Origin of the sequence: Psychrobacter sp. PL15 (assembly GCF_035984995.1) — a bacterium.
In the GTDB taxonomy this organism is placed as follows: Bacteria; Pseudomonadota; Gammaproteobacteria; order Pseudomonadales; family Moraxellaceae; genus Psychrobacter.
On sequence record NZ_JAXCIB010000004.1, the window covers coordinates 144512 to 167209 of the forward strand.

Annotated in this window: 17 protein-coding genes; 9 read left to right on the forward strand and 8 right to left on the reverse strand. The window is 43.5% G+C overall.

The annotated features are described in order from the left end of the window. Positions 1 to 370: 370 nt before the first annotated feature. Positions 371 to 1630 (reverse strand): NADP-dependent isocitrate dehydrogenase, encoded by a 1260-nt coding sequence (icd, locus tag RCH20_RS05105; protein ID WP_209955488.1) that lies wholly within the window; start codon positions 1628 to 1630, stop codon positions 371 to 373. A gap of 440 nt (positions 1631 to 2070) precedes the next feature. Here icd and RCH20_RS05110 point away from each other — a divergent pair, with 440 nt between their 5' ends. Together RCH20_RS05110 and copM are read left to right on the forward strand one after the other, a co-directional pair. Then, a complete protein-coding gene (locus RCH20_RS05110; RefSeq protein ID WP_209955490.1) occupies positions 2071 to 2697 on the forward strand; it encodes a pseudouridine synthase in 627 nt (208 codons plus the stop codon). Between the two features lie 195 nt (positions 2698 to 2892). Beyond that, positions 2893 to 3711 carry a CopM family metallochaperone gene (gene copM, locus RCH20_RS05115; RefSeq protein WP_327192813.1) on the forward strand — a complete coding sequence of 273 codons (819 nt, stop codon included), beginning with the start codon at positions 2893 to 2895 and terminating at the stop codon, positions 3709 to 3711. A 269-nt stretch (positions 3712 to 3980) separates the two neighbouring features. Here the strand turns inward: copM and RCH20_RS05120 are convergent, their stop codons facing one another. After that, entirely contained in the window at positions 3981 to 6092 is a 2112-nt protein-coding gene (locus tag RCH20_RS05120) for a M61 family metallopeptidase (RefSeq protein ID WP_327192814.1), read from the reverse strand. Between the two features lie 316 nt (positions 6093 to 6408). Between RCH20_RS05120 and RCH20_RS05125 the strand changes: the two genes are divergently transcribed. Then, positions 6409 to 6894 carry an FKBP-type peptidyl-prolyl cis-trans isomerase gene (locus tag RCH20_RS05125; RefSeq protein WP_209955494.1) on the forward strand — a complete coding sequence of 162 codons (486 nt, stop codon included), beginning with the start codon at positions 6409 to 6411 and terminating at the stop codon, positions 6892 to 6894. Positions 6895 to 7559: 665 nt separating this feature from the next. Here the strand turns inward: RCH20_RS05125 and RCH20_RS05130 are convergent. Then, a complete protein-coding gene (locus tag RCH20_RS05130; protein ID WP_327192815.1) occupies positions 7560 to 9770 on the reverse strand; it encodes a carboxy terminal-processing peptidase in 2211 nt (736 codons plus the stop codon). A gap of 852 nt (positions 9771 to 10622) precedes the next feature. Here RCH20_RS05130 and nagZ point away from each other — a divergent pair. Beyond that, the gene (nagZ, locus tag RCH20_RS05135; RefSeq protein ID WP_327192816.1) at positions 10623 to 11708 is read left to right on the forward strand and encodes a beta-N-acetylhexosaminidase; all 1086 of its coding nucleotides are present in this window, start codon (positions 10623 to 10625) and stop codon (positions 11706 to 11708) included. Positions 11709 to 11826: 118 nt separating this feature from the next. Here the strand turns inward: nagZ and RCH20_RS05140 are convergent, their stop codons facing one another. The 5 genes from RCH20_RS05140 to RCH20_RS05160 all read right to left on the reverse strand — a co-directional run bounded on the left by RCH20_RS05140 (position 11827) and on the right by RCH20_RS05160 (position 17912). Continuing rightward, complete coding sequence (locus RCH20_RS05140) at positions 11827 to 12708, reverse strand: SDR family oxidoreductase (protein WP_209955501.1); 882 nt, start codon at positions 12706 to 12708, stop codon at positions 11827 to 11829. A gap of 493 nt (positions 12709 to 13201) precedes the next feature. Next, the gene (locus RCH20_RS05145) at positions 13202 to 14806 is read right to left on the reverse strand and encodes an OmpA family protein (protein ID WP_327192817.1); all 1605 of its coding nucleotides are present in this window, start codon (positions 14804 to 14806) and stop codon (positions 13202 to 13204) included. 424 nt (positions 14807 to 15230) lie between these two features. Then, positions 15231 to 15785 (reverse strand): IS630 family transposase, encoded by a 555-nt coding sequence (locus tag RCH20_RS05150; RefSeq protein WP_327192893.1) that lies wholly within the window; start codon positions 15783 to 15785, stop codon positions 15231 to 15233. Beyond that, complete coding sequence (locus tag RCH20_RS05155) at positions 15782 to 16267, reverse strand: winged helix-turn-helix domain-containing protein (RefSeq protein WP_209956879.1); 486 nt, start codon at positions 16265 to 16267, stop codon at positions 15782 to 15784. The genes RCH20_RS05150 and RCH20_RS05155 overlap by 4 nt, the downstream gene beginning before the upstream one ends. 64 nt (positions 16268 to 16331) lie before the next feature. Then, on the reverse strand, positions 16332 to 17912 hold the full coding sequence (locus RCH20_RS05160) for a hypothetical protein (RefSeq protein WP_327192818.1): 1581 nt from the start codon (positions 17910 to 17912) through the stop codon (positions 16332 to 16334). A 282-nt stretch (positions 17913 to 18194) separates the two neighbouring features. On the opposite strand from RCH20_RS05160, the gene RCH20_RS05165 reads away from it, so the two are divergent. From RCH20_RS05165 to RCH20_RS05185, 5 genes are all read left to right on the forward strand, one after another. Continuing rightward, entirely contained in the window at positions 18195 to 18842 is a 648-nt protein-coding gene (locus RCH20_RS05165) for a rhomboid family intramembrane serine protease (RefSeq protein ID WP_209955508.1), read from the forward strand. Between the two features lie 127 nt (positions 18843 to 18969). Next, complete coding sequence (locus RCH20_RS05170) at positions 18970 to 19959, forward strand: metallophosphoesterase (protein WP_327192819.1); 990 nt, start codon at positions 18970 to 18972, stop codon at positions 19957 to 19959. Between the two features lie 110 nt (positions 19960 to 20069). Then, positions 20070 to 20630: a 5-(carboxyamino)imidazole ribonucleotide mutase gene (gene purE / locus RCH20_RS05175; RefSeq protein WP_209955512.1), complete on the forward strand. Its 561-nt coding sequence runs from the start codon at positions 20070 to 20072 to the stop codon at positions 20628 to 20630. Between the two features lie 204 nt (positions 20631 to 20834). Continuing rightward, complete coding sequence (locus RCH20_RS05180) at positions 20835 to 22226, forward strand: 5-(carboxyamino)imidazole ribonucleotide synthase (RefSeq protein WP_327192820.1); 1392 nt, start codon at positions 20835 to 20837, stop codon at positions 22224 to 22226. Beyond that, positions 22226 to 22675, forward strand: coding sequence for a YaiI/YqxD family protein (locus RCH20_RS05185; protein ID WP_147223756.1), 450 nt, complete (start codon positions 22226 to 22228; stop codon positions 22673 to 22675). Before RCH20_RS05180 ends, RCH20_RS05185 begins: the two co-directional genes overlap by 1 nt. Positions 22676 to 22698 lie beyond the last annotated feature (23 nt).

The following is a 22698-nucleotide window of genomic DNA, read 5'->3' on the forward strand; positions in this document are numbered from 1 at the left end:
TAAGTCATTTTGCTTAAGTCATTTTGCTTGAGTAGTTACGCTTAGATAGCTGTGCGTAACTACTTGGGCTTAAATAACTTTAAGCCTATAAAAAAACACCCCAATGGTCTAAGACTATTGGGGTGTTTTTTATTACATTTTATTTATTAGGAGGTTTTAAAACTTCATAAAAAACCATCTATAGTTAAAATACCTTAAAAACGCGACGGTACTGCTAGTATACGCTTTTTGCAGCCTCTGTCTGCGTAGGCACAGCAAGCAAAAAAAACTTATGCTAGCAGTATATTATGTATCGATATTACTTTTCATTAACTATACCTTTAAGTAAATGGCTTCTTAACTAGCAAACGGCATAAATTAAATAACACGATTAGACATCCATATGCTTAATCACCGCTTTACCAAACTCAGAAGTCGTTAATAAGATAGCATCCGGCATGAGACGCTCAAAGTCATAAGTCACAGTTTTGTTCTTGATAGCGCCTTGAATACCTTCGATAACGAGGTCAGCGGCTTCTGTCCAGCCCATATCACGCAGCATCATTTCGGCTGATAAAATGAGCGAGCCGGGGTTTACTTTATTCTGGCCGGCGTACTTAGGCGCAGTACCATGAGTCGCTTCATAAACAGCGATGGCGCCCCCTTTATTAGCACCTGGTGCGATGCCAATACCACCCACTTCTGCCGCTAGCGCGTCAGAGATATAATCACCGTTTAAGTTCAAGGTAGCAATAACGGAGTAATCTGCAGGACGCATTAAGATTTGCTGTAAAAATGCGTCAGCGATAACGTCTTTGATTATAATCTGGTTGCCCGTTTTTGGGTTTTTCATGGTCATCCAAGGGCCACCGTCTAACAACTCAGCACCGAAACGCTCAGCGGCAAGCTCGTAGCCCCATTGTTTAAACGCGCCTTCAGTATATTTCATGATGTTACCCTTATGCACCAGGGTCACACTTGGCAAATCATTATCAACAGCATGTTGGATCGCTTTACGCACAAGGCGCTGCGATCCCTCTTTTGATACTGGCTTGATACCGATACCACAATTTTCTGGGAAACGGATTTTGGTAACGCCCATTTCATTTTGTAAGAAGTTGATCACTTTTATAGCGTCGTCAGTACCGGCTTTCCACTCGATACCTGCATAGATATCTTCTGAGTTTTCACGGAAGATAATCATGTCAGTCAATTCAGGATGATGAACTGGACTTGGCACGCCCTCGAACCAACGTACTGGGCGCTGGCAAACGTATAAATCAAGCTCTTGACGAAGGGCAACGTTTAATGAACGCATACCGCCACTTACTGGCGTGGTCAATGGGCCTTTGATGCTGATCACATAATCACGTAAAATCTCCAGGGTTTCTGCTGGCATGTATGCACCATTATAAATTTTAGCCGCTTTTTCACCACAATATACTTCCATCCAAATGATGGATTTTTTACCTTTGTAGGCTTTTTCTACCGCAGCATTAACCACTTGAATCATCACAGGCGTAATATCTACACCAATACCATCCCCTTCAATAAACGGAATGATGGGATGATTGGGTACATTGAACGATAAATCGGCGTTTACGGTTACTTTTTCACCGTCTCTTGGTAGGATAACCTTATCATAGGACATGTGATCAAACTCCTTGGTGGCATATTAAATGTCGCAAGCGCACTTGGCGAAGTTGTTGCAAATAGTAGTGCAGAAATAAAACATCAGTAATAGTTGCTTGTTTTATCGGATTAATTGTTGAAAGAAATATCACAGATTATTCTCACCAGTGTACTAAACTACAGGCCTAACTGATAATACTTCTTGTACATAAATCACGTTCAAACATCAAAACTGTCACGACTACTATGGCAGTACGGCCTTTTTTAACTTGAGTGAACAAGTACCCTACATTAATATGACTTGGTATATGGGTTGTTTTAAGATCCTTTAATACGGATTTTCTACTGTAAATTTCTTAGCGCAAATAACCATGATGCTTTGTGCGTTATAATTGTACGGTGCAATCTTTTATTCATGTTTTATTTTGGGACATGATTTATTTCAGGAATAGTTATTTTATGCCGACCTCAAGTCTGATTTTATTCAATAAACCTTACGGCGTACAAAGTCAGTTTCGCGATGATGGCGGTAACTCGCACACCACTCTAGCCCCTTATTTTACCGATAAGTCACTGCGCGTTGCAGGTAGATTGGATGCTACTTCAGAAGGGCTATTAATCTTGACTAATGATGGGCGGGTCAATAAAGCCATTACTCAGCCACCACGTGCCAATAATTTTAAGCAAGACAATCATAAACAGGGCAAAACTTACTTGGTGCAAGTTGAGGGCATGGCCACCGCAATGCAGCTGTCTGAGCTGACGGCTGGCGTTGTGTTAAAAGATGGCAAGACGTTACCGGCAACCGTTAGCATAGTCGATGAGGTTGATTTACCTATCGCCTTATGGCAGCGTGATCCGCCTATTCGTGAGCGTAAAAACCGACCGACATCTTGGCTGATGATCACTATTTATGAGGGTAAAAACCGTCAAGTCCGGCGGATGACTGCCCATGTGAACTTGCCTTGTTTGCGCCTCATTCGTTGGTCGGTCGCAGGATTTGAGCTGGGCTCACTGCCGGTGGGAGAGTTTGTCCGTCTTCACCTCAATACTGAGCGCTGCTGGCAATTGGGTATTGTCGATTAATACGTTTCGGAAGGGGTTTGATTTGCTCTTCCACATTTAAAACGTATTCTGCCTACAGCCGTTACGACATCTCAAAGATAGCGTCTCGAACTGGTAAGGTTTATCTGCTAAACTCATATGATCTATTTATATATATTTACCTCTTATCTCGCCAGCCTGCTATTTAGTTTAGCCCGTTTAAGTTAAGGATATGTCATGACCACGTCTTATCGTTTCGCCCTTCTCGCCGCTAGTGTAACTGCTGCCCTTGCGCTTAGCGCCTGTCAGCCAGCTGCCGAGGGCACCAAAGCAACGCCGATAGCAGAGGTCATGCCGCCACCCATTGCAGTACCCGAAAGCGATGCTGACGCTATGGATCCACATGCTGGACATGACATGGCGGCAGGTGACAGTATGATGGATGATTCGCAGATGACAGATATGCATAGAGACTATACAGAATCAATGAGCAATATGCATGACGAGATGATGATTGGTATGACCTATAACGACCCAGATACCGCGTTTGCCAAAAGTATGCTCGGACATCATCGCGGCGCGGTGGATATGGCCACCATTGAGCTAAAGTATGGTACTGACCCGACCATGCGTAAATTAGCACAAGATATTATCGACTCGCAACAAGTTGAAATTGATATTATGAGAAAATGGCTTGCCAGCCACCCTGATGCCGCCAGCCCCAAGCCTGAAACTCAAGCAATGCAACAAGCCTATGCCGATGGTATGGACGCCATGAATAACGTGATGATGCTCGGTATCGCAGACCCAGTAGCCGACATGGCCTTTGCTCGTGGTATGATGCCCCATCATGTCAGTGCAGTGGACATGGCAAAAGTACAACTCAAATACGGCAAAGATGAAGAAATGCGCCAGCTGGCACAAGAAATAATCGATGCGCAAGAGTCCGAGATTGAGCTAATGCAAGACTGGATTGCTACTCATAAGACTGATGATAACGTTATTCCTGATAAGACCAATGCGCCAGAAGGCGTAGAAGCTAATAAAACCAGTTAATCTAGCACCTAAATGTCAAACTGATTGCTAACTAAAAGCCCTTACTAAACATAATTGTTTGGCAAGGGCTTTTTTATTACAAGAATTTTAGTGACTGGTCAATTGATTGCTAATATAGTCAATGAAAAGTAATATCGATGCATAACCTACTGCTGGCATACGTTTTTCTTGCTTGCCGTACCTACGCAGACAGAGGCTGCAAAAAGCTGATACCAGCAGTACCGTCGCGTTTTTAAGGTATTTTAACTATAGTTAGGTAACTGAGTAACTCAACTGTCATAACGCGTCATAACCTCAAGCCATGCTTGCCATGCAAAAGAGGTAATCGTTGAATTACCCACTGCGTTTTCTGACAAGTTATCTGGCTTCGCTAAAAGCAGACTGACTTTATGAGAATAAGGTTCTTTGATATTGTCCGATTCTATAGTCTCAGAATCCTGTAGTGTTTGCATTTCAGAGACTACCTTGGGTATGACGCTGACACACATCAGCTCATCGCGACGAAATAGATGACATTCGATCCCACGTTGTACCGTTGATACAGTGGCGAGCTGCTTATTGTCAGCCTTAATACCATCAAGAGCAATAATGACATCATGGGCCGAGATGCCCGCTTTGGCAGCTATGCTTCCACGCTGTACCTGATTCACTTTTAGCCCAGCTGGCGTCTCACTGCAGCGCATACCCCAAGGAACCTGCTTATCAGCCGTTTCTTTAGGATCAGTGTGGACGTTGATACCGTTTGCAGTCAATAGCTGCTTAATAGGCAGCTCTTCCACACCATTGACATAGCGGCGCTCAAAATCATCCCAATCTGCCGTGGGCATAAATTGCCCGATTACCGTGCCCATGTCGGCAGAACTAATGCCAATACGTTGATTATTTTGCTGTTTGGCTTGGCTATAAAAGGCCTTGACCACATCGAACAAGCGATATTGACCTTTGCTTTTTTGTAGTAGGGTCAGATCCAAGCATAGCGCCACTAAAGCGCCTTTGTTGTAGTAACTGATACCCGCATTACCAGTATTTTCATCACTGCGATAGAGCTTAATCCACGCGTCAAAACTAGATTCAGCCACACTTTGGTGCACGCGTCCGTGGGTTTGATAGTAGCGATTAATCTGTTCCGCTAGGAGGGTGAGATAACAGGCTTTATCGATGACCCCAGATGCTTGTAACATAAAGTCATCGATGTAAGAGGTGAAACCCTCAAACACCCATAATAATGGTGTAAAGGCTTCTTTACGTAAATCAACATCCAACATAACGTCGGGACGTACAGTCTTGACCCACCAGGCATGAAAATACTCATGGCTACACAAGCCTAAGAAACGCTGATAAGCGGCACTGGGTAATTCAGGCTCATTGGTACTCGGTAGATCCCGACGTGGGGTAATCAAGCTGGTAGAGTTAATGTGCTCAAGACCGCCGTAATCTTGACCGCTGGCATAAGTCATAAATGTGTAGTCACTGAACGGTGCATCTCCCAGCCAATTTAAGTAAGTCTGACAAATCTGAGTGATATCTTGCTGAAGCCGCCCCAGGTTAGCGCTATGCGTACCGGAGAGAAAAAAGCGATGGCTCAGTGTTTGATGCTGTTTATCTCGAATAATAAAATCAAACTTTTCCTGTATAGAAATCTCAAACGGATGATCAATCAGCTGATAATAGCTATCTGCTTGTAGACCATAGCCATGTTGGCTGTCGCTATGTAAATGGGTAGCGTCTAGTCCGCAGGCTAACACCACACTGCTTGTATTTTCGCCTTCGTCTGCTAAACGTTTATCTGCTATATCCAGTGCGGTTAAAAACTCAGCGGGTACTAGCAAACTCACTTGTACGGGGGACTGTTCTTGCCCCTCAACCGCTAAAGCTAACGAGGTAAAATTGCCATATAAACGCTTCTGATCAACATAAGCTGTACGCACCGATAAATCATAGCAATAGACCTCATAGTGCACACTTAAGGTCTGGCCTGCTTTAACTTGTGGTAACTGCCATGTATTTTTATCTATTTTTTTGGCACGGTGCATACTGTTATGAGGCTCAGTCTGATCGTAATTATCAAGGGCTTGATAATCATTACTAGATGCTTCATCGTTATTACTTACTATTTGATAATGTACCGCTGTAATATGACGCGCAAATTCACGCATCAGATAACTGCCCGGAATCCATGCCGGCAACCATAGACTTGGCTCATCAGTGCCAGCTGTAAAGGTTAGATTGACGTTAATTAAATGTTCCAAAAAACGCTCAAAATCGAGTCGGTAACTGATATTAGCAGCTGGTTTAGCAACTAGGTTCGTTGAATGGCTATCTGGATGGCTATTCGAACGGTCATCTGATTGGCTGTCAGAGATATTTTTTATTGAAGTCATAGCGATTTTTATCCTTATGTTTACAGTCATGGTAGAAGTCCTAGTATAAAAACGCAACTGGTAAACCGTGACCTATGAACCGTATTAACGCCGATAATACTAATAAACGTAACCTTATCCCCATTAATTAGTGTTTTTTATGTTTTTTGCCTTGAAAGTTATTCCTCCCATCTCAATTAAAGATGTTAACTGTTAAAGTTACTCTAATAAACTGATGATAATTGACTACTGACGTGGCTTTTGGCTGGCTGATTGGCTTTTTTAGGTTTATTACAACCGTATTTAAATTTTTATATTAATATATTTAGGATAATTTATGACTACTATCGCAAAAGATACTGCCGTCAAGTTCAACTACACGCTAAAAGACGACGAAGGTAACGTACTTGACCAGTCTCCAGAAGGTCAACCACTTGCCTATTTGCATGGCCACAGCAACATCATCCCAGGCCTTGAGCAGCAACTAGAAGGCAAATCTGCTGGCGAAAAAGTCAATGCTGTCGTTGAGCCTGTTGATGGCTACGGCGAATATCAAGATCAAGCAGTACAACATGTACCGCGCGACAACTTCCAAGGTGTTGATGATATTCAGCCTGGTATGCAATTCCAGTCAGAAGCTGGTGGCCAAGTGATGTTAGTGACCGTTACTGATGTTAATGATGACGAAGTAATTGTTGATGCCAATCATCCTCTAGCAGGCAAGCGCTTGACTTTTGATGTTGAAATTCAAGAAGTTCGTGCCGCTACTGAAGAAGAGCTAGGTCACGGCCATGTACATGGTGCCGGCGGCGTTGAGCATTAATCTTATAGCAATCACCTCGATTGTTATTAATGATTTTTATGCGGCGGTGCCATTAAGTTAATCTTTGCTAGCGCTTCGCATAAAACTTATTAAATTAAAAAAAGCCAGTAGACTATCTACTGGCTTTTTTTGTACGATCAACAGACACGACTTATTCATATATAGTCAATGAAAAGTAATATCGATGCATAACCTACTGCTGGCATAAGTTTTTCTTGCTTGCTGTGCCTACGCAGACAGAGGCGGCAAAAAGCTTATACCAGCAGTACCGTCGCATTTTTAAGGTATTTTAACTATAGGTGAGACAGTCGTATCATACTCAATAGACTGTAAGATATAAATTTTGCTATGGCAAACGCAATAAGACCGTGTAACGACAAGCGTTACACGGTCTTAGTTACTAACCATCCTTGTTACTGTTACGCCATATTTAATCCCGAAATATGTTGTAACCATCGGGCATCTTGCCCTATCATCCTTACTCAGCAAGCCATCCTTGACCCAATCTACAAACTACCTATAAATACCAATCCCTAGTATAAATAAAGAGTATCATTCAATCGTGCCGTGAATGTATAATCGCAGATTGGGCTATTCTTAGTAAGAGGCTCAGGCGTCATTACACGTAAGCATATGCTTACATGCAATTTATAGTGACTTATAATCTACAGCTTTTGTTCAGGACTCAAGCTAACTTTTGGATCAGCGCTTAGCATTAAATAGGCCGCTTCGTTAATAAAGGCTTCATCTTCTAGTAACTGTGGGCGTTCGTTAACTTTCATTCGACTACGTTCTTCAAATTTTGCATCCATCGCTGCCTGATAGATATTCCAATTGGCATATGGACGTTCACCAGTCGCTATAAGACGTCTATTCTCAGCTTCTAAGGAACTCTTTTCAATCAGCTTCATTTTGGCGCGGCGGCTATTAATATTAATGTTAATAGGTTTTTTCTCATCGTCCATATCACGAATGTTATTTAGCGCCGTTAAGTAAGAAAACTGTGGGTTTTGCTGTTGACGAATTTTAGACTGCTGATTCAGTGTTGCTAGTATACTGTCACTAAACTTCGCTTCAGGTTTGTAAGCTGCGGTCTTGATAGTATCCCAAGGTAAGGCTTTTTTCTGCGCACGCTCACCAAAGGTGGCATCATCATAAATATTGACCAGCTCAACATCAGGCACAACCCCTTTATTTTGAGTACTACCACCCGTGATACGATAGAACTTACGCTGGGTTAAAGTCGCAGAACCCAAGGCTAAATTATCCAGCTGAATTTGTGCTGAACCTTTACCGGTTGTGGTGCTACCAACTACCAGTCCACGGCCATAATCTTGAATAGCAGCGGCAAATATTTCACTAGCAGAGGCAGACGCTAGGTTAGTAATCACCACCATCTTGCCGTCATACAGCTGTTCGCCACCATCATCGTCACGGTAGACTTGGATATTACCGCGATTATCACGGATCTGTACTAGCGGGCCACTCTTAATAAACAGGCCTAGCATTTTGGCTACTTCGTCTAACGAACCACCCGGGTTATTGCGCAGATCAATTACTAGGCCGTCGATATTTTCTTTATTCAACGCTTTAATGGCATTTTCAGTATCGATACTGACACTACGATAGTCTTCACCATTACGGCGGGCGCGATAATTCAGATAAAAGCTAGGTATTTCAAGGACACCAATGCGTTTAGGGCTGGCATCAATATTAGGGCGCTGTACCTCTACTACCCGATGAGTAACCCCAGACTCTTCTTGAGCGATAATATCACGCACCACAGTCACTGTACGGGCACTGGCATCTGGCATATTGGGCTGACGTAATTTTATCGTCACTGAGGTACCGCGCTTACCCCGAATCAGACTGACGATTTCACGCGTCGACCAACCGACCACATCGGTCATATTTTTGCCATCTTTGGCAATACCGATAATCAAGTCGTTAGGTTTTATTTGCCCTGATTTCGCCGCTGGTCCGCCATCGACTAAAGTAACAATTCTAGTATAGTCTGGATTTTTGCGATCAGGACGAATAGAAACCCCAATTCCTTCTAGCTGCAGACTAGATTGAATCTGTAACTCATTCGCTTGTACAGGGGCATAATAGTTACTGTGCGGATCGTAAGTAAGCATGGCGGTATTTAGCAGCGTTTCCATGACCTCATCATCTTTGAGACGGGTGAATTGCTCTTGCTGCCGTGATAATCGGTTGAGTAGAATCTCACTTGGGGTACGATCATCGTCGCGTACCAAGTCTTGTCCACGAGTAATATCTGGATTGGCCAAAAATACTTTTTCTTTAGCGGTTTCGCTTTCTTTACCTAGGGTAATGCTAATCAACTGAAACTTAAGCTGACGTGTCCAATAGTCACGCTGCGCTTTTTTAGTTTTAAAATGATTGAGCTTTTCACGGTCAAAGACAATGGTATCGCTACTGGTCAAGTCGAGATCCGTTTTGAGCATCTTTGTCGACAGCTCAAAATACTCATTTGAGCGTTTACGATAGCGCTCAAAGACCTCTATCCCTGCAGATAGATCGCCACGCTTAAGCCGATTACCAAAATCACTGGCATACTTTTTCTTAAATTCGTCGACATCGGATTGTAAGAATAGGGTATGGTTAGGGTCAAGACTATCAATATACATTGATAAAATCTCACTACCCATTGCGCTGTCAAGGGGCTGGTTGAGATAGTGACTGCGATCAAGTAAGGCCGCTACTTGGCGGGTGGTTATCTTTTGTTCGGGTGTCTGTACGAAACCTTCCGTCTCGGTATTTGCGACCGCAGTGCCGTAGCTTTGCGTAAGAATAAGACCAGCGATGCCCACTGATGCCACACTGAGTAACCACTGTGCTGGTTGTTTTTTCATCATATATACCTAGTTATCTTAAGTGAAAAATATCTTGAATATTATCTATTTTTATCAAAAAAAATGGCTAAATCAATCACTTCTGGTCACATATAGCGGGTTTTATTATTAGCTATTTTTACGGTACTGTCTTTACTATTGAGCTTTACTATTGGGCTTTACTATTAAGCTTTACTATTGAGTGATTAATTGAGCCAGCATTAAAAGCCAATAAACGCACCATACTTATTTTTATTTTGTCGCTAAATACTGAATATTCTATACAAAATCTATTTTAATTAATTGAGGTAAAGCATCACTTTAACTATTTGCCTAAACTGAACGTATAAATTGATTGTCAAATATAAGATTAGATTAAAAAAGTGTTTCTAATTGATTATGCATCGCTAAAAAATAGCTAATAATAGCATGACTGGAGCCGCTAAACTGTCTCAAACCTGTATAAACAATATTACACTTTGCGACCATATATACCAAACTTTCTGTCATATTCCTTATGGACGGCCGATTCATTATTAACTGGTAAACCGTTGATGTTGAGCAACCACTAAATAATGCTACTGGCTTATTAAACCATCACGTTTCGCTCAGCAAGCAATAGCTGGCATAATTAGATTATAATCGCAAAGCTTGACTGTTTTTTGTTATCGCATATTCAAAGTACTATTAATAAAGCACTATTAATAAAGTAATATCAATGAAGTAATATCAATAACAGAACCTTAAATTCAGACTAATCGTTAGTAAGATTAACAAGGTTGAGGCCGTAGCAGTTTGATAAAAAATAGACCACAACATCGTTTAAAATTAACCCCAGAATATAACAGTGTATAACACTGTGAGGATCATGCAATGTATGGCGTATTAATGATTGATATTGATAATACAGCACTGACTGCTGAGGATGTCAGCTTAATCAAACAGGCACAGGTTGGCGGGGTTATATTGTTTGCACGCAACGTGGCCAATGCGGCGCAAGTGCGGACGCTGTGCGACGATATTCGCTATCACAATCCTGACATTTTAATTGGCGTTGATCAAGAAGGCGGACGAGTGGCGCGTTTACGTGAAGGCTTCACTCCCTTACCGTCAATGGGTAAGCTGGGTGACTTGTTTGATCAAAATTCTAGCTTTGCCCTCAGCTGTGCTTATGATTGTGGTTATTTGATGGCAGCGGAAGTGTTGGCAGTAGGGATTGATCTCAGCTTTGCACCAGTGCTCGATAGAGATGGTATCAGCCAAGTCATCGGTGACCGTAGTTTTCATCGAGATCCGAAGGTTATTATCATCCTAGCCACTCAGCTGATGCGCGGCATGAAAGCAGCAGGAATGGCCACCACAGGCAAGCATTTCCCCGGTCATGGTGCTATCGCGCCTGACTCGCACGTGGTAGAAGCGATCGATACTCGTAGCCTTGATGAGATTATGGCCAGTGATATGCAACCCTTTGCACAAACGCTATCATGCCTCGATGCCTTGATGCCAGCCCATGTGATATTTTCGCAAGTAGATAACAAGCCCGCTGGATTTTCCAAAATTTGGCTAAAAGATATCTTGAGAAAACAGCTAAAATTTAAGGGAGTGTTGTTCTCTGATGACTTATCTATGGCAGGAGCCCAAGCGGTAGGAGATATTAGCGCACGCGTACACGCAGCCATTGAGGCCGGTTGCGATATTGCATTGGTATGTAATGATCGGGTCGCCGCCCATGAAGCTGCCGAGGCCGCCCAGGACTTACCGTATCCAAATCAAAAGCGTATTAAAACGATGCGCGGACAGATTCCAATATGGCAGGGTGATCTTGAGAGTACTTGCCAGCAGTTCGAGCATTGGCAACAAGCCAAACAAACGATATCACAGACGTTTTTTAGTGCTCAACCTAAGGCAACCACATATGACAGTAATACTACCGCCAAAGACCCTACTGCTTATAAATAATAGCTTCTTACCTATAGCTTCTTACCTATGGCCATTATTTATAGGCGCTGTTTATGATACTTTCGAACTTTCGAACTTTCGAACCTATAAACCTGCTTATTCTCTGCTAACCGCTAACCTAGTCTTCACGCAGCACTTTTGGTACCACACTCCGATGAAAGCCATTGAATTCTGGCTTTCGTTTGGCGTACGCGAGCGGCCACACTCTATTGCCTAAAGACGCAGCGCCGTCAACCCGAAGCGTGGCGCCGTTGACAAAACAAGCCGCTTCGCTAAGAAGAAAGCAAATCGCTGCACTAATTTCAGCTTCAGTACCCAGTCTTTTTTGCGGGACACTCTCGGCAAGTTGGGCAATCATGGGCTTCATGCTGACGTCGTATTTATCCAGTCCGCTGGATGCAATCCAGCCAGGTGCTACCGCATTGGTCCGCACTCCGCTGTTGGCCCACTCGACAGCAGCGGTTTTGGTAAAGTTCTCCATACCGGCCCGAGCCGCCCCAGAATGACCCATGCCTGGCATACCACCCCACATGTCGGCGATGATGTTGACGATAGCACCGCCATGTTTGCTCATCGACTGATTATAGACTTCACGCGCCATCAAAAAGCCCCCAGTTAGGTTGGTTCTCACCACTGTTTCGAAACCTTTTTGGCTAATCAAACTGAGCGGGGCCGGAAACTGGCCGCCTGCATTGTTGACCAGTCCGTGAATCTCACCATACTCATCCACGATGCTCTTGACGATATCCGTCACAGCAGCTTCCTCACGAATGTCGCAAACCCTAGTACCAACCGCGCCACCATCTTCACTAATTTCGGCGCTGGTAGCATCGAGCTTATCCTGATTGCGCCCGATCAATATGACCCTTGCGCCGAGCGCAGCAAGCTCGTGAGCGGTACAACGCCCTATGCCGCTACCACCGCCAGTCACGATATGCGTTTGATTCGCAAACAGCCCCTCTCTAAATACAGACTTATAACCTTCATTTGATCCTGACATGTTCATTTCCTTATGTTGCAGGGTTGTCGTTCAGCGCTTTCAATAGCAACTTGCTCACCGCTAGCAGAAGATATAGTCAATAAAAAGTAACATCGATACATAAGCTACTGCTGACATACGTTTTTCTTACTTGCTGTGCCTACGCAGACAGAGGCTGCAAAAAGCTTATACCAGCAGTACCGTCGCGTTTTTAAGGTGTTTTAACTATACAGTCACTTATGCACAAACGCCTTGCCCTGAAAATAGAGTTACAGGGCAAGGCGTTTGCGGTATACCTGAGCCAACAAAAAGTTCAGCGCATGACTGTTTATTCAATGAGTCAACACATGACTGCCTGAAGGACCTAAACGGATGATGGCCATGACTTCCAGTCAGAGCCATTGCTCAAAGATACAGTGTTTTTAGTATCAATCATATTATAAATGGCAACTGCTAAGTATATTACTTGCTTAAGGTTTTATACTCAGAGCTGTTCGGTTCTTTTACTGGTCGTTTACTGAGTGTTAGTTTTTGGGTCCAACGCTGTGCCACGACTTGGATCATCACCATCTGGCAGCAAGTCATCGTTATTACTATCCAATGGATTCATATCTAGGTTAAGCGCGTTGTCACTTATCACCGTGCCATCACTCGCCATAGCAGATTCGTCATATACCATGAACTCGATACGGCGGTTGCGGAAGCGACCCTGTTCAGTTGAGTTGTCAGCGATAGGATCCGTTTCGCCCATACCCTTGGTCATCAATTTGCTCGCGTCAGCGCCTTTCGATACCATGTAGTCTTTCATAGACTGAGCGCGTTCTTGTGATAACTTCATGTTATATGCAGCATCGGCAGTTTTATCAGTATGGCCGATAATAACCAACTTCATATCTGGCACTTGTTCCATGATCTCAACAGCGCGGTTTAAGATTGCTTTGTTGGCATCAGGAATAATTTCCTGGTCCACTGCAAAGTTGACCACTTGTAGACTTAATGCGCGAGCAACATCACGTGGGTCTGGATTTTCGCCAAGCTTATCGACAGCAGCTTGAGAGGCGGTTAAGCTGTCATCAATCTCCGCTTGTAAGTCCAATGGTTCTTCAGCAGTTACGGTCATTGCTGGCGCAACAGCTTGTAAATCAGAAACTAATTGGTCCAATGCCGCAGCGTCAGGAGCGTTAACAACGATCTCATTACCCTTGATTAACATACTGGCGTTTGGTACGTTTTTGATCAGCGGCAATATAGAAGCAAGCTGGGCTGCTGCTGGCATGTCTGTAGCAAAGCTATCATCGACATCAGCACGACATTTATTTGCTTCGTCACCAAACGTCGTATTCAAGGCATTCATAACGTTGGTTTGTAACGCTTCGTCACCCACATTTATACGGCAAGCATATAACGTATTGGCAGTATCACCGGTTGCAATACGTAGTGACGCAGGCTCAATATCAGCCGCAACCGCCATTTGATTGTCCCCTTCGGCTACCTGCTCTTCTGTCGCAATTGGTGTTGCAATCGGCTCAGGATTTTCCTGACAGCCCCTAAGTAGAGCCCAAGCCAACGCACCTAAAATAATCAGGCCGATAATGGGTAACAATGCTTTCATGAAGCTGCCACTGTTTTCTTCTTCACGCTGTAAGGGCGCTGTACTGACCGTATCTGAGATCCGGTTACCAGTAGAAGCAGCCGCTATCGTGCCGGCAGGAGCAACACTAGTGGCCCATGCAGGAATATGATGTTGGTAACTGGCTAAATTATCATTTAAAAATTGCGGTACAGGAGTGGTTCCTGCCAGGCTTTTTATTTCATGATATGCCAATGGCGCCGCCATAGCGACCAAGCCTCGAGCTGCAGTCGCATCAACATTATGCGCGCCGGCAAGTTCACGTGAGATACGATCACGTTGCGCATCGTCAGTCCATACACGATTATAGAATCCTTGGTCATCACGGGCAATATCTTCGTTCGCAAATTGTCCATAAGTATCTTTATCTGCTAGCCGAGCTGCAAAGATGGCATAGAACTGTTCAAGTAGACTTCGCTTCGCTGGGCTGCGATCATCTTCAAGTGCCGCTGGGCTAACCGTTCGTGTTAAATGACTGATAACATCCATAGTGTAAATCCTCTACTAGTTGCTGTTTATATGATTTAAATATAGTCGACTCACTATCAAAGAGAGTCACTTGTAGCAATATGCCACTATTATAAGAGTGATATCCCGCACATCGCAATAAAATCGCTGTAGTGTAAATGCTACGATAGGTAATGTTTCAGTTATCACACGTAACCATAACGGTTATCCGCTACAAATAAACAACATAACCGTTCAATATCATAAATAGATATGTTGGGTTACTTGCAATACGAGAATCATTTTGACTGGTGAAAATAGTAACAGTTGGCAGATAATAAAATAAGTGCTAGAAGTGAACATATTTAAAACAAACAAAAGAATTGACCATGGCTATCCTCTGCAATCCTTTTGTTTGTGTCATCAGCAACAAGCTGTTTGTCGTTACTTATACCAAACCCAATAACTAAAGTTGCGCCCAAGTCCGAGTAGTCAAAGAGCGAACCCTCTCTGGCTGCTCAAGCAACTTATTCCAAGCACAGCAAGCCGCATCAACAATAGACTCATAGTCCTCATAACAGCGATTAGACAACTCATTCTGTTTGAGATACTGCCACACGTTTTCAGCCGGGTTTAACTCAGGTGAATAAGGGGGCAGTTTAAGCATCGTCACATTGTGCAGATTCAAGCTTGGTTGATGCCATAATGCCCCGTCCATCACCACCACCGCATGACGACCTTCGGGAACCGCTTTACTGATCTCTTGCATATGCAAGAGCATGGTTTGCTTATTAACCCAAGGCAGAACCAGTCCCACACTGTTTCCCGTAGCAGGACAGAAAGCACCAAAGATATAGGTTAATAAGAACTGTTGTTGTCTGATAAGCCGAGGTCTTTGACCGCGGTAATGCCAAACTCGAGTCAGTGATCCTTGTTGTCCTATGCGAGTTTCATCTTGAAACCAGATATCGACTTGTTGTAAATCAATACTTTCAGGTAATATTTCTTTGACATGGGTTATAAAGTTTTTTTAAAAGCTTCTTGTACCGCATCATTGGCTTTTGGGTGCTGACTACGAGCACTTATCCAGCTCATACCGATACGCTTTAACATCTCGTAAATACCGTTAACGGTATAGTGAGCATTATAGTGCTCTTTGGCTATCTGTTGGATGTCTTTACCGGTTAGACGACCGCCAGCTCGCTTTTCTTGCTCAGAGACGATCATGGCTTTAAAGGCATCTATGTCGGCTTCCGCCAGTTTACTGTGTCGACCTTTGCGGGGACGGTCATAGATACTGTCAAGTCCACGTTGAAGATAACGTTTCTTGGTGCGTCTGGCGGTTTCAGGGTGAATGTAGAGGTCTTTGGCAATGTCGTTAGTGGCTTTGCCTATGCTATATTGATATAGAATAAGGAGACGTTGACGGGCTCTGGGGTTACGCTCGGTCTTCGAGAGTTTGCCAAAGTTATGATCTTTTAGGGTGTCTGTTGGTATAGTCATAGCTGAATTATACTATATATTATGGGTTTGGTATTAGAATGATATTAATTACTAATTCATAATGCTATTGGTTAATAGGACGCCCACCCTGCGCTGGTTCAGAGATAATAGTGGCGTTAGCAATCTCATCAGCTTCAGCCAGTGACATTTGCCCTGAAGACTGAGCAGGTTGGTTATTTTGTGACCTGTTGTTATTATTGTTAATACTACTCTGCGGTGGTGGTAATGTAGGCTCGATGCTATTGCTATTAACATTGCTATTAAGGTTGTTACTCGTATTATTAACAGGCGGTTGGTTCGGTTGATTGGTAATTAGATTGTTATCGCTGGTTATAGGACGACTGCCACTATCTTGCATACCTATATTATTATTATAGTCATCATTATAATTACTGTTATTATTATTGTTATTATTATTGTTATTATGAGTGTCGTCGTACGTATTAGCAGGCGGCTGTACGATTGCGCTAGGGGTAGCGGTCGTAATCGTCATCGCCGGTAATAAAGTACGCATATCGATTAGCAATCGCTGTAATAGAACATCATTCGGTGCTTCTAGGCTGATACTGTCATTTTGCAATTGCAGCCTCGAAAATGGTACGGTTCTCATCAGAGTTAAGATATCGGGCAGCGTGGCAATACTCATGTTTGCTAGCGTGGTTGCCAGCCCTTTCTGTATGGTCACCTCACAAATACTGGATTGCCCACTGAAGCTGACCATCAAAGCCTGTTTGAGCGACGTTTGTAAGTTCACATCACCGACCATTGCTGAACAGCTATACAAGTTACCACTATCGTCGACCGCCACCATTAATTGTACAGGTGTCAATACTGATTTTGGTGTCACTATTTCAGGAGTGGTAACCACTGGTGTGACCACGATTGGTGGTACGGACTCAGCATCATTCCTAAAAAACAACGCCCAAACCAAAGCAATCGCTAACAAGGCCCCACCAAGTAATGACCAGCGCAATAATAAATTATTATGCTGATTACGACTGCGTATTTCCGCACGCATTTCTGGCCCATGATAAGCAGAAGGATTGGCATGAATAGCATCGGTGGCAACAGGTGTAGCACCTGCATTGGTTTCAATGATTAGGGGCAGATCATCGGTCGCAAGCGCTTGCTCAGCAGCAACGGCTGTATTGGGCGCTTGCTTGTTAATATAAGTCGGCTCCTCTAGCAACACCTTTGCTTCTTCTGTCGCCACCGCTATCACAGGCATAACGACCGCTGATGTCCAGACGGGTAAATACTGACGGATATCAGACTGCTGCGTTTGCAAAAATGCTGGCAAAAACTGCCCGTTTGCCGATTTTTTAAGCGCTTGATACGCTAGATATGCGGCCTTTATAACCAGCTGTTCTGTGGTGGTCTCATCGATATGGTGAGTGCTTGCTAGTTCTTGGATTAATAAATGACGCTGGCTTGACTGTTGCCATAGTTGTTCAAATAATGTACTGCTCGTGGCTGTTTCTACCAGGCTGTCACTGCGTTGTAGCTGCGTATATATTTCTGGGACCACCAGACGGGTGATTAAAATTGCATAAAACTGCTCAAGCAGGCTAAGATATGCCACACTGCTATTGGCCCCTAATACTGCAGGAGTCACGGTTTGTTCTAATTGGTCGATGATGCTCATAAATACAGCCTTTAACGGCATTAATTTTAAGGTGAAAACCTGCCAAAAGTCGTTCAAAATAAACATTAGGAATTAAAGTTTGTTTAGAGCGTTAACAGAGACAGATATGTATACCTATGTAAATTCTGTTGACTCATGATTATGGTTTAGCTTTAATTATCTAAAATGAATCTATCTCAGATAAAAGAAAATAGGATGAAATAAAATAGGTAGACGTCGTTAACGCGTTTGCATCACCACTTCACTACTATTTAGCTGATTGGCGCTAACCATTAGACTTTAATGGTATTGGTTCATCAGATTTGGTCTAAGGATTACCCTTTGTTTAATCACACGACTCTTATTATTATTATCACTGTTATTATCAGTTTATTAGCATGGCAAAATAAAACGCTGTTTAACCGGCTGATTTTTTATCCACCAGCGGTTAGTGGTGGTCAGTGGGACCGCTTTGTGACTCATGGTTTTATTCATGCCGACAGTATGCATTTACTGTTTAATATGTTTACCTTATATTTTTTTGGTCGTGCTATTGAAGGGTTATATCAGCCATTTTTAGGCGGCTATGGTTTCGTGGTATTCTATATAGTGGCTATTATAATAGCTATGATTCCAAGTTATATTAAGAATAAAAACAATGCCAGCTATTTAAGTCTTGGGGCCTCAGGCGGGGTATCAGCAGTACTTTTTGCCTTTATTCTAGTCGCCCCGTGGGAAACTATTTATCTGTTTGCTATCGTCCCTATTCCAGCGATATTGTTTGCGGTCGCTTATGTTGCTTATAGCATTTATGCCAATAAGCGAGGCGGCTCAAATATCAACCATATGGCGCATCTGTGGGGCGGCGCATTTGGAGTAATAGCGACTATTATATTGCAGCCACAAGTACTGCCGCATTTTATTAATGCGCTACTGTCTCCAACTTTTTAGAGCTGTGTTTTAAGTACATATCTCTACTATTGTCCCATAGCGCTAGTTTGAACAGTACTGCGGCTGTGCTGATTAGCATTATTATACGTTTTAAGCACTTTTACATTTTAAGATTTGATGACGACTTATGGTTATAGATATTATTGGTGATATTCATGGTTATGCAGACAAGCTGACTGGTTTGCTTAAGCAACTGGGCTATACACATAATGGTGAGTGTTTTATGCCTCCAGACGGTCATCGGGCGCTGTTTATTGGTGATTTAATCGATCGCGGTACCCAACAATTAGCGACGTTGGAGATCGTTTTTGCCATGCTAGACGCTGGGGTTGCCGATGCAGTTATGGGCAATCATGAGTACAACGCACTGACTTTCGCTACTCTTGATCCCAGTGACAATTCTAGCCAAAACGCCAACCAAGACAACCAAGACAACCACTATTCGAAGCATTATTTACGCTCACATAATGACGTGCATGTGCGCCAGCATGAGGCCTTTTTAGCCGAACTGCCCTTTGGCTCAGAGAATCATCAATACTGGCTACAGCGGTTTTATGAGATTCCTTTATGGCTTGAGACCGACTATGCTTGTTTTGTCCATGCTTGCTGGGATGTAGACAGTATGGCAGTGCTCAAGCCTCTGCTGACAGACAATAACTGTCTGACACCTGCAGCACTGATGATGACGGCACAAAAGCATACCTCATCTTATGAAGCGTTAGAGCGTGTATTAAAAGGCGTAGAAACACCACTGCCTGATGGTCTAGTGATGGTCGATAAAGATGGCGCTGAACGCACGCAGGTTCGCGTAAGATGGTGGCTTGATGAGCTAAATTCGCGGACCATTCATCAAATTGCACGTGCCCCTAGCTCAGGAATGGCCCAAATTCCAATCGATGCCATGGCGGAACATATCAACTTTACCCTTAAGACTGATAAACCAGTATTTGTTGGACATTACTGGCTGACAGGTGAGCCTGAACCCCTTAGCGCGCAGGTAATTTGTACCGATTATTCAGCAGCAGTTGATAGTGGTTATTTGACCTGTTATCAACTAGATACTTCTGCACCCTTACCGCTCAAAAAAGCTAACTTTGTGCAATATCGCCACGATTAAACGCTTGGCTTTGGCCTAGTTCATAAGCATATTTTAAAAGCAACGATAAAACTCAGCTTTACGACTAGGGCAAAACTTTTGTATGATGGTCTTTTTGAGGATATCGCATTATGAGCATGACATCGGCTACTGCCCATTCTACTGATCAATACGGCCCTATCACTTCCCCTGCCGGTCAGCCAAAAGTGGGCATTATTATGGGTTCACAATCTGATTGGGCAACCATGTATGGGGCTGCTCAATTGTTAGCAGATTTTGATATCGCTTTTGAATGTGAAGTGGTCTCGGCACATCGAACGCCTGATAGACTATTTGATTATGCCAAAGGTGCAAAAGACAACGGCCTACAGGTGATTATCGCTGGCGCAGGTGGCGCAGCGCATTTACCAGGTATGTGTGCCAGTCAAACGCCATTGCCAGTCTTAGGTGTACCGGTAAAATCCTCCATGCTCAGTGGTTGGGACAGTTTACTTTCTATCGTACAAATGCCCAAAGGTATTGCGGTGGGGACATTGGCTATCGGTAGTGCGGGCGCTTATAATGCTGCGCTGTTGGCCATTCAAATTTTAGCGCTACATGATAATTTAATTGCAACTAAGCTACACAATCTACGTCAATCACAAACCGAAACTATCCTAGCCAGCCCCATCCCAGGTATTATTAATAGCTAAAATTAATATATACAGACGGTGAATGTTTCATCAAGAAAATTGATTTTCTAGCTCAGATAGATTCAATTATATTTCATTTGAGTGTTCTTAACTTGATATTTTTTAATAGATAGGTTTTACTAAATACAAGGTGCATATCATGCACCTTTTCCTATTTTGACGTGCCAAATTATTCAAACCCCTTGCCAACACAAAGAGCCTATCATGACCACAGCCAACGCTTACCCTGTCACCCAAACCATTCGTACTATTGGCATCTTAGGCGGTGGTCAACTCGGTATGATGCTCGCACAGGCAGCCATGCCACTCGGTTATCAATGTGTATTTTTAGAAGACAATGCTGAGTGCCCTGCCAGTCTTTATGGGCGCGTATTTAGTAGTGAACAGTTAGCGGACTTTATTGCTGCTGCCGATGTATTTACCTTAGAGTTTGAAAACACACCCACTGCAACTGTTGAACAGTTGGCTCAATTGTCCCAGTCAAACGTAAAAAGTACAGATTCAAAAAGTAGCGGCTCAAAACAGGGTATGTTTCCACCACCGATTGCCCTTAGCATTGCTCAAGATCGCTTAAAAGAAAAGCAGATGTTCAATACGTTAGATATCGCCACAGTACCTTTTATGGTCGTCAGCTCGCAAGCTGAACTACAGCAAGCTTGCGATACGTTAGGTCTGCCTATTGTGCTCAAAACCAGTCGCGGTGGCTATGACGGCAAAGGTCAGTTTGTGATCAAGCAAGACAGTGACATTAAAGCGGCATGGCAAGAGCTAAAAGCGGCGGTCAGTGGTAAAGGTAGTTTGACCTCAACGCCTGCGCCATTAATTGCCGAAGGTTTTATTAACTTTAGCCGCGAAGTGTCTATCATCGCTGCACGTGCACAAGACGGTAGTGTTCGCTGTTATGATTTAGTCGAAAACCACCATCACCATGGTATCCTCGCCAAAACCCAAGCACCGGCAGTGGGTACCAGTCACTTATTTAAGCAAGCTACCGATGCTATTACGACCGTGATGAACCATCTTGGCTACGTTGGTGTAATGGCGCTCGAGCTATTTGTCAGTAAAGATGCCAGCGGACATGATTACCTACTCGCTAACGAGATCGCGCCACGCGTCCATAACTCTGGGCATTGGAGTATCGAAGGAGCAATCACCAGCCAATTTGAAAACCATATTCGCGCCGTGGTCGGCCTACCTTTGGGCGATACTGACAACGTTCATCCTTCTATTATGATCAATGTACTGGGACAATATCCTGATATCAGCGCCGTTCTAAATATTGATGGCGCCCATTATCATAGCTATCATAAAGCGGAGCGTGAAGACCGCAAAATTGCCCATATTACCTTAATGCCTAATGACGTCACCGATTTGGAAATAGCATTGAATAAACTGGTTGCGGTACTGCCTAACAAGGTTGGCCTCGATAAAAAAAGTGTAGCGATCCATGACTCTAAGCTCGATAGCGCCAATAATACTGCAACCCCAGACCAGGCTAAAACCCAAGAATCTGACCTTAGCGCTGCACAGGACGCATTAACTATAACTGCAAATTATAAAACACCAGAGAAGAGTAACGATAAGGCAAAGCAATAATGCAAATTTGGGTTGATGCCGATGCGGTGCCACTGATTGCCAAAGACTTGATTATTAAGACTGCTGAGCGCACGCAAACGGTGGCGATATTCGTCGCCAATCAGCCCATCAAGTTGCGCAAATCGCCATTATTGGTCATGACTGTAGTACCGCAAGGATTCGACAAAGCCGATGACTATATTGTCGAGCATATACAAGCAGGTGATTTGGCCATCACTAGTGATATCCCGTTAGCGAATGATATTCTTGATAAAGGTGGCAAGGTATTAACCACGCGCGGGGTCATCTATGATAAAAATAACATTAAGCAAAAGCTCAATATGCGCGATTTTATGGATACCATGCGCGGTACAGGAGTATTAGAACTGCAGCAAATGAGCGGACAAAAGCCGTATGGTGACCGTGATAAAAAAGCCTTTGCTGACGGGCTTAACAGCCTAGTACGTTAATAGTTAGCTTTTAAAGCCTATCT